Below are 14,116 nucleotides of genomic sequence, written 5' to 3'. Positions count from 1 at the left end.
CGCCTGAAGGGGAAACAAGTTATGAATATCAAAGGCCACTATGGTAAGGCCACAAGCAAACAAACAGGCGCTGTCGCCATAGAGTTTGCACTGATTTTTCCGGTCTTTTTTATCCTGATTTATGCCATCGCTGCGTATAGTCTGGCTTTTCTTACGGTTCAAAATTTCACCTACGCCAGCGAAGAGATACTTCGTGTCGCCATCGCCTGTGAAGATTGCGAAACCGCCGTCGAGTGGGAGGACCACATTCAAGACACCATAGACGGCATTTCCCCCGGAACCGGCGTCGAGAACGGCGTCGATGAGAATGGGAATGCCACTATCCCTAGCCTGATTCATTTTGCTGAAGCCGACGAGCTCACCACCGCGATTTCTTGCACCGAAAGTACGGAGGTAATCTGCGAGTTAAGCTTCAGCGCCGCCCCCCGCTTACAGGCTATAAATCTCCCCGGCTTGGGGCCGATGCCGAGTCTGCCAGCCGCATTGGTCGGCAAGGCCAGCCTTCTAATGTGACCAAGAGAAGTAGAAAGTGAGAACAGCTTCTCAACCTCCTTCTCAACTATACGTACACACCACAATACAAGTGCAACGACACACCCCCTAATCTTAGTGACACAGAGTTCAGAATTCCGACGCGCTCCACCCAACGGGCTCTAATCAATGCAAAGGACACGAAGATGCAAGCCAGAACACTAAAGATCATCGCGGCATTACTCATCATCAGTGCACTGTTTATGGGTATTATTGGCTACAAGATCAGCCAACAGGAAATCAAGCGGGTAGAGCCAGCGACTGCCACCAGCACCTCTAGCGACTATGTGTACGCTCAAAAACTGCTGGTCACAACCCGTACCCTGGCACGGGGAGACACCCTGACCGCAGAAGACCTCACGTTGACGCCCTTCCCTATCAAAGTCGACGACAGTTTTAACCGCATTGGCGATGTGGTGGGTAAAACCGTCGAATTCGATATCGCAAAAGGTGATGTTCTTCGACCATCGCACTTCGAAAAACAAAGCACTCTTACTCAACTGATTGAGCCGGGACACCGGGCATTGGCAGTTAAAGTTGATGAGGTCGTAGGTACCGGCGGCTTTCTCAAACCGGGCGATCATGTTGACGTCATCTTCTCCGCTAGAGCCTCCAAGGAAACTTACGACAAGAGCCTGTCCCGTCGAATTCTGCGCAATGTAAAAGTCCTGGCTTTTGGTGAGGAGGTCGAATCCGAGCGACCTGAAGTGACTACTCCAGAAGAGAAAAAGAACCAACGCAGTGGCAGAGAAGACGGCAAGAAAAGCCGCTCGGCAGTTCTCCAAGTTTCAGAGAAAGACGTCAACAAGCTGATTTTGGCTGAAGAGCGCGGCGAACTGCGCTTGGTGGCAGTAGGTGAGGCCGATCTCGCCCACCTCGACAACGGCCAAAGCGACGAACTGACATCAGACGACGCAAATATCGAAGATGATGCTACTTTTATTAAGGCAGTAACTGGCTTAACTCCACCGCCGAGACCGAAATCAGTTTACGTCTATAACGGCGATAAAGTCGAAACAGTGCGAGTACCAAAATAATGACACGGGTGCAAACGAATTATACAGGAGTCCAACACATGAAGTACGGATGGCTGTCTAGCATACTCTTACTGATATGTATGGCTGTATCAGCGCAGAGTCTGGCCGCAACACCCTATAAAACGCTGCGACTCAATGTCGGCGAACAGATGCCTCTGTCTACCAAGTACAGCGTAAAACGCAGTGCTATTGGTAACCCGGAAGTTGCGACTTTAAAAGTACTAAATTCACGTGAGTTTCTACTGACTGCCAAACAGCTTGGTTCTACCCAGCTACTGCTCTGGCAAGGCAGCACAGAGCCTACAGTGTTTCGAATCGATGTCGTCCCAGCTGCCGCTCCGAGCAGTACCGCTGGGGTAGCGATTGATGCCCGAGGTGATCGCATTGTCCTTGAGGGGCAACCGGCATCCCTAAGTCAGCACAGCAATCTGCTTGGCTCAGTCGGCGAAAACGTAATTGACAACACGGTGCAAAGCGGTGCGATCCAGGTGCAAACCGATATTAAGATCGTTGAGTATAGCCGCTCTCAACTGAAACAAATTGGCACCGCTTTTGCCGGCCTCGGTGGTGACACATCTGTCGCAGTGGGCTCAACTGGGCTTCTGCCAATCCTTAGTGGCGACGGCCCTGTAGGGCAATTGGTCAGCGGAATTGCCACTGGCACGTCTGCGTCTTCAATCTTGGTTGGGCATGCCACTGACTCTTTCCGCGCAGCTGTTAATGCGCTGCAACAAAACGGCTACGCGTATACCCTCGCCGAGCCCTCGCTGGTCAGCCTCTCCGGGCAAACAGCCAGCTTCCTGGCGGGCGGCGAGTTTCCCTATCCGGTCTCCAACCGGGATGGCCAAGTACAGATAGAGTTTAAAGAATTTGGTGTTCGCCTGAGGTTGACCCCTACAGTACTCAGCGAGAACAGCATTATGCTCAAAGTGGCACCAGAAGTCAGTGACCTGGATTTTACCAGCGGTGTCCAAGCTAGCGGTGTTGCCGTCCCATCTCTACGAGTTCGCCGTACCGACACGGCTATCCAACTGGCCCCCGGGGAGAGCTTTATCATCAGCGGGCTTATTAGCCGTAGCACTTTCAACAACGCTGATCGGGTTCCGGGTCTGGGAGACATTCCCATCCTGGGTTCCCTGTTCCGCTCCACTCGCTTTGAACAAGAGGACAAGGAGCTAGTGATGATTGTGACCCCTCACCTGGTGAAACCACTGGCGAGGGAAACCCAGCTCGTCGAATTACCCGGTGACAGTTACAAGCACTACACGCCCTCTTTCGGCGATATGCTTTTTGGCGACCCCATGAAGGGCGATGACAAAGCAGGTAAGCGTCAATCTAAGGCTGCTGTGGGCTTTTCCAACTAGCCCCCAAGGGGAGGTATAGCGCCATGAGAATTATCGAACGCAGAACTCCGCAAAAACGCCTGGCCAGTCCAGAGGATCACGAAGGCCTCAAGGCTGCCATGCACCAGTTTGTCATCGATCGTATTGAGGATGACAAGGTTATCTATGACGATAATCAGCGCAAGCTAGAGGAAGCCATCACCGCTTACATGCGGCAGTACTGCCGGATCTATGAAATCAACATCGGCCGGGAACAGTTTAATCAGCTGGAGAAAGAGCTGCTGGACGAAATCGTCGGTTACGGTCCGCTTCAGGCACTGCTCGAAGACCCGACCATCAACGACATTTTGATAAATAGCCCTAAAGAGATCTATATAGAGCGGCGCGGTGTGTTGGAAAAAACCGACCTGCGCTTTTTAGATAATCGGCACGTACTGCGGGTTATACGCCGAATGATCTCACCACTGGGTCGCCGTATCGACGAGTCCAGCCCAATTGTAGACGGTCGCTTGGAAGACGGGTCCCGTATCAATGCCATCGTCCCTCCTTTGGCTTTAAATGGCCCCTGTTTGTCTATTCGGAAATTTCGCAAGGACCCACTGCGAGCAGAAGAGCTTATCGCCAGCGGTTCGGTGACTGAAGATGCCCTACAATACTTAACGGAAAGGGTAGAAAAACGCACTAACCTACTAATCAGCGGTGCCACAGGTTCGGGTAAAACCACACTGCTCAACATCCTCAGTCAGTATATTCCCAAGACTGAGCGCATCGTCACCATTGAAGATGCTGCGGAACTGCAGTTGCGAAATGGCCACGTTGTCCGCCTGGAAACGCGCCCAGAGAATAACGAGGGTGTCGGTGAGATTTCTGCCCGAGAACTGGTTAAAAATGCTCTTAGGATGCGACCAGATCGAATCATAGTCGGCGAGAGCCGCGGTGGCGAGGTCGTTGATATGCTGCAGGCGATGAACACGGGCCACGCCGGTTCCATGAGCACCGTTCACGCTAACTCCGCCAGAGACGCCGTAACTCGCTTGGAGATGATGGTGGGGATGTCAGGTTTTAAAGGCTCGAGTGAACTTATCCTGAAAATGATCGGCAGTGCTCTGGATATGATTGTGCATATTGGCCGCCGCAGCGACGGCATGCGCCGAGTGATGCAAATATCAGAGCTTAAGGTCATCGATAACGAGATTCGCCTTAAAGATATTTACCGCTTCGACGACGAAGACAACTGCCTGAAACGCGTTGAAGAGGCGGAACCGGTACCGTTGCTCGAAAGCGCGGCTTTTTAACAGGGATTGACGTGATGATCTGGGTAGCATCAGCACTATTACTTGCGGGACTCGGGTTTGTGGTCATGATATTAATCAGTGACGACAGCGATGATATCGATAAGGGCGAGGAACTGCACCGGGAAAAGCAAGGTAAGACGCCGGCATTCATCGAAAGTTATCTACAGGAAAATGCTGTCGAAGTTCCCCCGCAGGTTGTCAACGCCGTACTGGCAATACTAGTCAGTGCCATGGTGGTTTGTATCGTGGTACTGCCCTGGAAGTACGCTTTATTGGCTGTGCCGTGTGTCCCCGGTATTGGCATCATCATCGTCAAGATTACCGGTTCCTACCGTCGCCAGAAGATGCTGGAGCAGCTGCCCTCATTTATCAATCAAGTCACACGACGACTCTCCGCAGGTATCAGTGTCGAGAACGCCATCTCCGATTCAGTTGAAACCCTGGAACGTCCTCTTGGTACAGTGATGCGCAGGGTGGTTCGCCGGGTACGAATCGGCACAGAACTCCATCAGGCTTTTGAAAGAGAAGCCCGCCACAATCAGGTACACGAGTTCGACATGCTAGCTACCGCACTGAGGATCAATGAGCAGTACGGGGGAAGTATCCGCAATATTCTCGACGACATTGTCGACATTCTTCGTATGCAAGATGCCGGTAAACGGGAGCTAAGCGCGATGACAGGCGAGACGCGCTTTACCGCCGTTGTACTGGCCATTATGCCACCGCTTATCGCCGGTTATATGTTCGTCAACAATCCAGATTTTCTATTAAACATGTGGGCCAACCCAGGCGGCCAAAAGATTCTTATCGCCGCCGTAGCTTTTCAGGTTATGGGCATGGTGGCAATCTGGCGAATGGTTAAAAACATCGACGCCTAAGGAGACGATGAGTGGAAGCCTATCATTTTTACTACATTATCGGTGCCTTGATACTGTGCACCGCCCCCGTATTGCTGTTGGCCTTCGCTCACGTGGATGGTGAGAACAAGCAGGAAAAGCCTGACTTTGACTTCAGCTCCAAAGATGTATGGCGGCAGTTGCGGGAAGAAAACACCCACCTCGCGTCACTGTCTCAACTGTTACGTCGCGCCGGTATCTTTGGTGCAGATGACCAAATTAAGGCCATCTCACTCAGCGTCGTCGCCATCGTCCTGATCGCGCTTGGTTTGGGTATCTACAGCTTCTTTGTAAACATCCCCTCCACAATGATATTGGTTGTCATTACAGGAGGCTTATTCGTACTTAGCTACTTTGCCTACTTCCTGTTAAAGCAGCTCGCTGACGCACGGCAGGAGAAACTGGATAGAGAAACACTCATGCTAGTTCAGACCACCCGCATGCTGTGGCGTGTCGGTCTATCTCTTCCCAAGACTATGGCCATTATATGCGACCAACTTCGGGAGTTGGCACCAACCTGCTCTCAGGAGCTGCAGTTGGCAGTCAATAAGATTGAAGCAGGCCAAAGCCAAGAGGAAGCACTTTACGACCTTATCAACAGCACCAGCGCTGAAGGCTTCAAAGAATACCTAATTGTTATTCGCCAGCAGTCCATTACCGGTGGCAGCATAGATAAATCCCTCGATGAGCTTTACAAACTACTTCAAAATCGCCGCAGGCTGGCGCTAATGGAAAACGTTAACAAAATGTCCGGCAAAATGTCGCTCGTCATGATGGCTTTTTTATTTCCGGCCCTCCTGATCGTCGTGGCGGGACCCGCTTTTCTGAATATATCCATGGCATTGAACGGTAACGGCTAAAGGGACATAGATATGAAATTCACTCTAAAGCATGTGCAGCGCAGCCTAGTGCTAGTGTCCAGCACACTCCTGTTTGCCTGCGCTTCGGTGGGCACAGCCCAACAAGCGAATGCGGTGAGCTGTGAAACCAAAATCAGCAAGAATTACCGGGTAAAACTTGAGCTTATAGAAACTAAGGTAGCGCAGCGCCAGTTTTATGCAGCACTGGCGTATTTGGAGCAAGCTCCGCCCTATCCAAAAGTACTGAAGCTACGCGGCGACGCACAACGCAACACCGGGCAACTGAAAGATGCTTATGACAGCTATAGGGACCTAAGCCTGACCTGCCTCAGCGCCTATGGTCACGCCGGCATGGCCAAAATTCACGCCATGGAGGGTCGAATGGAACAGGCCCATCAACTTATGCAAAAGGCCAGACGCAGTCAGCCTACCAATCCAGATATACGCAACGACTATGGGTTTATTCTATTGGCCCACGGAGATTACCAAGCAGCTCAGCACGAATTTATGACGGCGCTTCAGCTCCACGCCAAACACCCTATCGCCATACGCAACATGGTGATGAGCCTGATTCTGGATGGCGACCGGGAAACCGCCGTCACTATGGCCAAAAACAATGGTATTGAGCCTGCAGAATTTAACGGCCTAATCGACCAAGCTCGACAATTTCGCAAACCGGCTCTGGTCAACAAACAGCACCTGGAAAAGGGAAGAAACCTATGAAAACCACCATTCTATTCGGCTCGCTTCTAGCGTTATCCATTAACGTTGCCCTTGCACAGCCCGAAGGTAATTCCGGGTCCGCTCCCAAACTGACAGCAACTGCTAAGTTGCTGCAGCAGCAGCGCTCGGGAAACAATGCCAGCCAGGAGGAACAGTACTTGGACGGAAAGGTACGCGCCAACATCTACACTCGTTATGTAGAAAGCTTCACTCACGGCATTCCCGAACGTTTTACTGAGGATTCCTTCACCTCTGAGGATTGATCCCATGTTTATGCGCCGACGTCAATACACAACAAGTAGACGCACGCAATCCGGCGTTGCCGCACTTATGGCCGCCGTCTTGTTGTTTTCTATGGTAGCGTTTATGGCGTTGGTAACAGATACTGGTCGGCTCTATTTCGAAAAGCGGTCGCAGCAGAAGGACACCGACTTAGCAGCGCTAGAGACTGCATTGCGGTATTGCCGTAACCAGACAATGGATGATGCAGCGCTCGATTTGGCTGCTGAAAATGTCATGGCCCGCAACAATTACAAAGGCAGCTTTGAAGACGGTGGCGACAGCACGATCAATGCGACCTTAGTTGGTGAAAACGGCGTAGAGGTTGTGGTCACTCGGCAAATTACCCCGTCCTTATTTGAAAGAATGATGAACCTTGACAACGACCCCATCATTCTCACCACCACGGCAAGAGCAAATGCCTGCGAACCCACAGCACAGCTCACCATACGCAGCCAAATTTTATCTGTAGACACAGAAAAATCAGATCTGCTCAATGCTCTCTTAGGGGGTCTGCTGGGAACGACCCTGAGTTTAGACGTCGGTGGCTGGCAAAGCCTGCTGGATACCAACCTGAACTTACTGAGCTATTTGGACGAAGCGGCCTTAAGCCTAGGCATAGAGGCGGGAGATTACGATACCCTGCTGGCCACAGACATTTCTGTCTACGACCTGCTCGACTTGTCAGCTGATGTTTTACAGGCAGGAGGAGATACCGTCGCTGTCAATGCGATTCGTGATATTGCGCTAGCGGTGCCAGGCATGACGCCACTGGTCCAGTTGGGCGAACTCATTAAGGTGCAAACTGGCAGTGAGGAAGCTGGCTTGGACGCGGATTTGCAAGTGATGCAGCTCGTACAGGGAGCCATACAGCTTGCAAATAACAAATCTGGTGTCGAAGCCGAACTGGACATAGATCTTGGCGTTGCTACGGCCTACCTGAGAGTCAGGGTCACAGAGCCCCCCGCATTCTCTGCAATTGGCAACCCACAGATGGCGAGTGAAGCGCCCTATGGCAATAATGCTATTTTCGCGAGAAATGCCCAGTTGCGGGCCTTTGCCTCCGTCGAGTTGCCGTTGGCCAGCGGCCTCAATGCGCTACTGGACAACCCCGTGCTGACTGGCATCACCGATCTGGTCAATGACGTATTATCCCTGGATATCATCGATATTCTTACTGGTCTCACGTGCATAGTCTATTGTGAGCGCTACGAGGAAGTGACCGACATTGACATCCTATCTTCGCCTCGGGTCGATTTGGTGGTCACCGCCGGCGAAGGTGAAGCTCGCGTCACCGATTACAATTGCGATGACGCTACTGATAGTAAGACCCTGGATGTCTTGGCAAAATCCTCCGTGGCGACAGTGACGCTGGGCAATATGGGTGCCGATAAATATATTGCTGCCGATAATGCCATGGGCTCCGCTCCCTATGATGTCGACCCGGTTCCTATCTTGGATATCGGTACAATCAGCGTTAAGTACTGGTGTACTCTCGCCCTAATCTGTTCCACGGAATACCTATCGGGAGGAAGCTGGGTTTCAGACCGTTCGCTGGCCGATCGCAACCCCTATGTCGGAGGTGGCGTGGCTCTGCGCATCGGCAGCGAAGACCCTGTACAAGACGATTTACAGACAGCAGTAGAAGGCACACTAACCTATGAAAACTCTCCTTCGGAGGACTATCTTCCTAAGGTCAATACAGGATTTGGTGAGGAAGCTTACCAATCGATCGAATCCGCTGGACTTGTGACCGATATCAATAGCCTACTAACGGACATTGACTTGGTGTACTACACCCCCGATAGCGGCAACATTGGCAATAACGGCCTGGGAACGCTACTGGCTCTTGTGGGATCGGTAGTCAATACTTTGGTGGACGGTCTTACCGATGCTATTGCGCTTGTATTGGGGCCTCTATTAGATAGCCTGCTGAACGAAATATTAGGTCTTCTTGGTGCCACCCTTGCAGAAACTGAAGTAGGCGCAGCGCTTACTTGCGAGAACGATACTGTTAGACTCTCTCGATAAACCCTGACTATCTTACCGCTCCACTAAAAAGAGCACCGGAATTTAGAGTAATAATGACCTTCGACGACTACCTAACCATCATGGCCAAAAACGCCGGTTCTGATCTATTCCTCAGTACCGGCGCCCCGCCCTGCGCCAAGTTTCACGGCCAAATCAAACCCCTGGAAAAACGCGCACTGGGTCCCGGCGAGATCCGCGATATTGCCACTAGCATCATGGACGCCGATCAGCGGGAGGAGTTTGAGCACGAGCTGGAAATGAACCTGGCCTATAGCATCCCCAAGGTAGGACGCTTCCGGGTGAATATTTTCCGTCAGCGCAACGAAGTCTCTATTGTGGCGAGGAACATTGTCACTGATATCCCTAATGTCGACACCCTGGGTCTGCCCCCGATTCTCAAAGACGTCATTATGACCAAGCGGGGCCTGGTGCTGTTTGTCGGTGCAACCGGCTCGGGTAAGTCCACCTCCCTGGCGGCGCTGATCGATCACCGCAACTCCAACACCAGCGGTCATATCATCACCATTGAAGACCCCATTGAATTTATCCACCGCCATAAAAAGAGCATCATCAACCAGCGTGAAGTGGGCATGGACACCCGCAGTTTTCACGCGGCGCTAAAAAACACTTTGCGCCAGGCCCCGGATGTTATCCTGATTGGCGAGATCCGTGACCGGGAAACCATGGAGCACGCCATCGCCTTTGCGGAAACCGGCCACCTCTGTATCTCAACCCTCCACGCCAACAATGCCAACCAGGCGCTGGACAGGATTATCAACTTCTTCCCCGAGGAGCGGCGCAATCAGTTGCTGTTGGATTTATCCCTCAACCTGAAATGCTTTGTCTCCCAGCGCCTGGTGCCCACCGTGGACGGCAAGCGCTGTGCAGCCATTGAGATATTGCTGGGTACGCCCTCCGTCGCCCAGGCTATTCACAAGGGTGAGGTGGAGAGCATTAAAGAAATTATGGCCAAGTCAGAGAACCTGGGCATGAGAACCTTTGATGCAGCACTGTTTGAACTCTACGAGCAGGGGCGCATTTCTTACGAGGACGCCATCAAGAACTCGGACTCAGCCAACAACCTGCGCCTGCGCATTAAGCTGCACAGCGAGCGGGGCATTCCTGCCGACGCCGCAGAACCCGAAACCGAAACCAAAAAAGGCCCAGCATCGCTGAGCCTTCAAATAGAAGATGATGAAGAGGAGTCCGCCGGATAGCACCAGCGGACACCGTCCACGGCCCTTACTCGGTCTCTTCGACTTCCTGAGCTTCGGTATTTTTGGCAGCCGGTTTGGGTAGCAGCTGCTCGCGGATATTAGCCTCGATCTCCGCGGCAATCTCCGGATTCTCTGACAGAAAGCGAGCGGCATTGGCTTTACCCTGGCCAATCTTATCGCCTTGGTAGGCATACCAAGCACCGGATTTATCCACCAGGCCAAGCTTAACACCCAAATCTATCACCTCGCCCATGTGATAGATGCCCTTGCCGTACATAATCTGGAACTCGGCCTGCTTGAAGGGTGGCGCTACCTTGTTCTTGACCACCTTCACCCGAGTCTCGTTGCCGACCACTTCATCGCCTTCTTTGACCGAGCCGGTACGGCGGATATCCATCCGCACAGAGGAATAGAACTTCAGTGCGTTACCACCAGAGGTGGTTTCCGGGTTGCCGAACATCACGCCAATTTTCATACGGATCTGGTTGATAAAGATCACCAGGGTATTGGTCTGTTTGATACTGCCGGTGAGCTTACGCAGGGCCTGGGACATCAGCCGCGCCTGTAGGCCGACGTGAGAGTCACCCATATCCCCTTCGATCTCTGCCTTGGGCACCAGAGCCGCCACCGAGTCGATCACAATCACGTCCACCGAGCCGGAGCGCACCAGCATGTCGGTAATCTCCAGCGCCTGCTCACCGGTATCCGGCTGGGATACCAGCAAATCGTCCAGATTAACGCCCAGCTTCTCGGCATATTGCGGGTCCAGTGCGTGCTCGGCGTCGACAATGGCGACGGTTTTACCGACTTTTTGTGCCTCGGCCATGACCTGCAGACACAGTGTGGTTTTACCGGAGGATTCCGGACCGTAAATCTCCACGATACGCCCACAGGGCAGGCCACCAATCCCCAGAGCGATATCCAGTCCCAGTGAGCCAGTCGAGATGGACGGCATCACTTCCCGGGAGCTTTCGCCCATTTTCATGATGGAGCCTTTGCCGAATTGGCGCTCGATCTGGCCCAGGGCCGATTCCAGTGCTTTCTGCTTGTTGGGGTCCATAGCTCCGCTTTGCTCCTAATCGCATTTAATACCGGGGATGATGCAGCAGCATCTGATAAATTTAAATGGCTGCCACGGGGCGCTTGGCGCCCGACCAATTACTGTATATATAGTCAGTACTTCGCCTGACGATGTCAATCCCCACAGCAAAATTCTTTTGTGCGCCGGGCACGCTTGTAGCAAGTCAGGGTAGCTCGGCGGAACAGGGCGCCAAGGCCAGGCACAACACCCGGTCAATCAGCCCCTCCAGGCTGAGATCACCCTCCGGACGATACCAATGGGCGGTCCAGGCCATCGCACCGTGAATCAATTGCATCAGGTACTCTGGCTCCAGCCCACACAGCCCCTCCTGCCGTGCCTGCGCCAGGGTACCTCGCCAGCTCTGAAAATAGCGCTCGCGGCCTTCCAGCACCTTACGCTGGCGATCTTCTGTAAGCGCTCCCCACTCATGGATTAGCACCGAACAGGCATCGCCCGTTTTGCCATGGATAAACTGCAGCTCCACGCTGATTAGCGCCCTGACTCGCTCACGGGTTGAGCTTGCCTCTGCAATAGCCGTCTTCAGCGCTTCATCCATGGCCACCACCACCTCCTCCATCACCGCAAAGAGAATGGCGTCTTTGTTATCGAAGTGATGAAAAATACTCCCGGACAGAATACCGATCTCCGCTGCCAGGGCGCGAACGGTAGTGCGGTGGAAGCCCTGCTGGCGAAATAATTTCGCGGCGGCAGCCAATACCCGCCCCCGGGGGCTGGCAGGATCGGTGATGCGCCCCTCGGTAATCAGGCGTTTCAGTAGCACTCCCCTGTCGACCATTTGATCTCCTTTAACTCACCGCTGCCTGCAACACATGCTTGCACCGCAGACACACACCCCAAACCAAGCGCTTGCTTGGTAATTATATTTATTGCTAGGATATGGGCAATTTCAGCTCCCGGCAAGCGGGGCCGTAAAAGAAAATAACGAGGATGTCGCTATGCGATTTACAGAAGAACACGAGGCCCTGCGCCGCAGCACCCGGGCGCTGGTGGAAAACGAGATCAACCCCTTTGTCAGCGAGTGGGAAGAGGCTGGCATTTTCCCTGCCCACACCCTGTTTAAAAAAATGGGCGACCTGGGCCTGTTGGGCATCGCCAAGCCCGAAGCCTTTGGCGGCATGGGGCTGGACTACAGCTACCAGCTGGCCTTTGCCGAGGAACTGGGCGCCTGCCACTGCGGCGGCATCCCTATGGCCATTGGCGTGCAAACCGATATGGCGACACCGGCACTGGCCCGCCACGGCAGTGACGAATTGCGCAAAGAATTTCTGGCCCCGGCCATTGCCGGTGACAAAGTAGTCTCCATTGGTGTCAGCGAGCCCGGCGCAGGCTCCGACGTTGCCGCCATCACAACCCAGGCCCGCAAAGACGGTGACGACTATGTCATCAACGGCAGCAAAATGTGGATTACCAACTCCACTCAATCCGACTTTATCTGCCTGCTGGCCAATACCAGCGACGGCCCGGTCCACCGCAGCAAATCACTGATCGTGGTGCCCTCCAACACGCCGGGCATCAGTTTCTCTGAGCGGCTCAACAAACTCGGTATGCGCAGCTCCGATACAGCTCAGGTGTTCTTTGACAATGTCCGGGTGCCCCAACGCTACCTTATCGGCGAAGAGGGCAAGGGCTTTGTGTACCAGATGCAGCAGTTTCAGGAAGAGCGATTATTTGCCGCCGCCATGTCGCTAAAATCTATGGAGGCCTGCATTGAATCGACCGCAGAGTACTGCCGGGATCGCCAGGTCTTTGGCAAAGCACTACTGGACAATCAGGTCGTCCACTACCGTCTGGCGGAATTGCAGTGCGAGGTGGAGGCGCTGCGCGCCCTGGTCTACCAAGCGGTAGAGGAGTACATCAACGGCAGCGATGTCACCATGAAGGCCTCCATGGCCAAACTAAAATCGGGGCGCCTATCCCGAGAAGTCACCGACGCCTGTCTGCAATACTGGGGCGGCATGGGCTATATGTGGGACAACCTGGTGTCGCGGAGCTACCGCGACAGCCGCCTGGGCTCCATTGGCGGCGGCGCCGACGAAGTGATGCTGGGTATTATCTGCAAATTGATGGGGACACATCCATGAGCTTAACCCTATGGCACGGCAAAGACACCCGCTCCCTTCGGGCCCTGTGGACCCTGGAGGAAATGGGCCTCGACTACCACCTGGAAATGGTGCCCTTCCCGCCGCGACTGCTCCAGCCCTCTTACCTGGAGGTCAATCCGCTGGGGACACTACCCTACCTGATCGATGGCGACACCCGCATGACCGAATCCAGCGGGATCTGCCACTACCTAGTGGACAAGTACGGCCCCACCGAGTTGGGCCTGACTGTCGAACACCCAGAATACGGTAACTACCTCAACTGGCTCTACCACAGCGACGCCACCCTCACCTTTCCGCAAACCCTCTATTTGCGCTACGCCTTGATGGAGCCGGAAGAACGCCGGCAACCCCAAGTCGCTGAAGACTACGTGCAGTGGTACATGTCCCGTCTGCGGATGCTGGATACCCATCTGCTGGACCACGACTACCTGTGCGCCTCACGGTTTACCATTGCCGATATCGCGGTGGGCTATGCCCTCTACCTGGGCCGCACCTTCGGACTGGTCGAGGCCTACAAACCCCAAACCGAAGCCTACTTCCAAAAGCTGATTGCCCGCCCCGCCTTCCAGCGCGCCAACAGTATGGATCTGCCTCCGACATCTGGGTAATGACAGGGTAACGACTGGCGTCCGCTGGCACATCAAAGTACTCTTACGCACTTTGAGTGCGCCACCGGCGCGCGCCTGTCACCAGTAAAATC

At 53.6% G+C, this 14,116-nt stretch carries 14 protein-coding genes; 12 read left to right on the top strand and 2 right to left on the bottom strand.

All coding sequences use genetic code 11. The features are described 5' to 3' along the window. Positions 1-21 precede the first annotated feature (21 nt). The 10 genes from I6N98_RS05495 to I6N98_RS05450 all read left to right on the top strand — a co-directional run bounded on the left by I6N98_RS05495 (position 22) and on the right by I6N98_RS05450 (position 10,212). Positions 22-513 (top strand): TadE/TadG family type IV pilus assembly protein, encoded by a 492-nt coding sequence (locus I6N98_RS05495; protein ID WP_198570793.1) that lies wholly within the window; start codon positions 22-24, stop codon positions 511-513. A gap of 164 nt (positions 514-677) precedes the next feature. Beyond that, on the top strand, positions 678-1,568 hold the full coding sequence (gene cpaB, locus I6N98_RS05490) for a Flp pilus assembly protein CpaB (protein WP_198570792.1): 891 nt from the start codon (positions 678-680) through the stop codon (positions 1,566-1,568). Between the two features lie 38 nt (positions 1,569-1,606). Further along, on the top strand, positions 1,607-2,932 hold the full coding sequence (locus tag I6N98_RS05485; protein WP_198570791.1) for a type II and III secretion system protein family protein: 1,326 nt from the start codon (positions 1,607-1,609) through the stop codon (positions 2,930-2,932). Between the two features lie 23 nt (positions 2,933-2,955). Continuing rightward, positions 2,956-4,206, top strand: a complete 1,251-nt coding sequence (locus I6N98_RS05480; protein WP_198570790.1) for a TadA family conjugal transfer-associated ATPase — start codon at positions 2,956-2,958, stop codon at positions 4,204-4,206. 65 nt (positions 4,207-4,271) lie between these two features. After that, entirely contained in the window at positions 4,272-5,084 is an 813-nt protein-coding gene (locus I6N98_RS05475) for a type II secretion system F family protein (RefSeq protein ID WP_198570789.1), read from the top strand. A gap of 11 nt (positions 5,085-5,095) precedes the next feature. After that, a complete protein-coding gene (locus I6N98_RS05470; RefSeq protein WP_198570788.1) occupies positions 5,096-5,962 on the top strand; it encodes a type II secretion system F family protein in 867 nt (288 codons plus the stop codon). A 12-nt stretch (positions 5,963-5,974) separates the two neighbouring features. Continuing rightward, positions 5,975-6,685 (top strand): tetratricopeptide repeat protein, encoded by a 711-nt coding sequence (locus I6N98_RS05465; RefSeq protein WP_198570787.1) that lies wholly within the window; start codon positions 5,975-5,977, stop codon positions 6,683-6,685. Next, complete coding sequence (locus I6N98_RS05460; protein WP_198570786.1) at positions 6,682-6,948, top strand: DUF3613 domain-containing protein; 267 nt, start codon at positions 6,682-6,684, stop codon at positions 6,946-6,948. The genes I6N98_RS05465 and I6N98_RS05460 overlap by 4 nt, the downstream gene beginning before the upstream one ends. A gap of 4 nt (positions 6,949-6,952) precedes the next feature. Beyond that, positions 6,953-8,995 carry a pilus assembly protein TadG-related protein gene (locus I6N98_RS05455; protein WP_198570785.1) on the top strand — a complete coding sequence of 681 codons (2,043 nt, stop codon included), beginning with the start codon at positions 6,953-6,955 and terminating at the stop codon, positions 8,993-8,995. Positions 8,996-9,048: 53 nt separating this feature from the next. Then, complete coding sequence (locus I6N98_RS05450) at positions 9,049-10,212, top strand: PilT/PilU family type 4a pilus ATPase (protein WP_198570784.1); 1,164 nt, start codon at positions 9,049-9,051, stop codon at positions 10,210-10,212. A 25-nt stretch (positions 10,213-10,237) separates the two neighbouring features. Here I6N98_RS05450 and recA read toward each other — a convergent pair whose 3' ends face one another. Then, complete coding sequence (recA, locus tag I6N98_RS05445; protein WP_198570783.1) at positions 10,238-11,272, bottom strand: recombinase RecA; 1,035 nt, start codon at positions 11,270-11,272, stop codon at positions 10,238-10,240. A 184-nt stretch (positions 11,273-11,456) separates the two neighbouring features. Further along, a complete protein-coding gene (locus I6N98_RS05440) occupies positions 11,457-12,089 on the bottom strand; it encodes a TetR/AcrR family transcriptional regulator (RefSeq protein WP_198570782.1) in 633 nt (210 codons plus the stop codon). Positions 12,090-12,249: 160 nt separating this feature from the next. On the opposite strand from I6N98_RS05440, the gene I6N98_RS05435 reads away from it, so the two are divergent. Together I6N98_RS05435 and I6N98_RS05430 are read left to right on the top strand one after the other, a co-directional pair. Then, on the top strand, positions 12,250-13,395 hold the full coding sequence (locus I6N98_RS05435; protein WP_198570781.1) for an acyl-CoA dehydrogenase family protein: 1,146 nt from the start codon (positions 12,250-12,252) through the stop codon (positions 13,393-13,395). Further along, complete coding sequence (locus I6N98_RS05430) at positions 13,392-14,024, top strand: glutathione S-transferase family protein (protein ID WP_198570780.1); 633 nt, start codon at positions 13,392-13,394, stop codon at positions 14,022-14,024. Before I6N98_RS05435 ends, I6N98_RS05430 begins: the two co-directional genes overlap by 4 nt. The last annotated feature ends 92 nt before the right edge of the window (positions 14,025-14,116 follow it).

The sequence above is a fragment of the Spongiibacter nanhainus genome, from assembly GCF_016132545.1.
Taxonomy (GTDB): domain Bacteria; phylum Pseudomonadota; class Gammaproteobacteria; order Pseudomonadales; family Spongiibacteraceae; genus Spongiibacter; species Spongiibacter nanhainus.
Note: the sequence above shows the minus strand (reverse complement) of the source record. Positions and strands in the feature narration are given on the sequence as shown.

Coding starts and splice junctions, on each gene's coding strand:
- I6N98_RS05495 (WP_198570793.1), top strand. CDS start 22: ATGAATATCAAAGGCCACTATGGTAAGGCCACAAGCAAACAAACAGGC.
- cpaB (WP_198570792.1), top strand. CDS start 678: ATGCAAGCCAGAACACTAAAGATCATCGCGGCATTACTCATCATCAGT.
- I6N98_RS05485 (WP_198570791.1), top strand. CDS start 1,607: ATGAAGTACGGATGGCTGTCTAGCATACTCTTACTGATATGTATGGCT.
- I6N98_RS05480 (WP_198570790.1), top strand. CDS start 2,956: ATGAGAATTATCGAACGCAGAACTCCGCAAAAACGCCTGGCCAGTCCA.
- I6N98_RS05475 (WP_198570789.1), top strand. CDS start 4,272: ATGATATTAATCAGTGACGACAGCGATGATATCGATAAGGGCGAGGAA.
- I6N98_RS05465 (WP_198570787.1), top strand. CDS start 5,975: ATGAAATTCACTCTAAAGCATGTGCAGCGCAGCCTAGTGCTAGTGTCC.
- I6N98_RS05460 (WP_198570786.1), top strand. CDS start 6,682: ATGAAAACCACCATTCTATTCGGCTCGCTTCTAGCGTTATCCATTAAC.
- I6N98_RS05455 (WP_198570785.1), top strand. CDS start 6,953: ATGTTTATGCGCCGACGTCAATACACAACAAGTAGACGCACGCAATCC.
- I6N98_RS05450 (WP_198570784.1), top strand. CDS start 9,049: ATGACCTTCGACGACTACCTAACCATCATGGCCAAAAACGCCGGTTCT.
- recA (WP_198570783.1), bottom strand. CDS start 11,272: ATGGACCCCAACAAGCAGAAAGCACTGGAATCGGCCCTGGGCCAGATC.
- I6N98_RS05440 (WP_198570782.1), bottom strand. CDS start 12,089: ATGGTCGACAGGGGAGTGCTACTGAAACGCCTGATTACCGAGGGGCGC.
- I6N98_RS05435 (WP_198570781.1), top strand. CDS start 12,250: ATGCGATTTACAGAAGAACACGAGGCCCTGCGCCGCAGCACCCGGGCG.
- I6N98_RS05430 (WP_198570780.1), top strand. CDS start 13,392: ATGAGCTTAACCCTATGGCACGGCAAAGACACCCGCTCCCTTCGGGCC.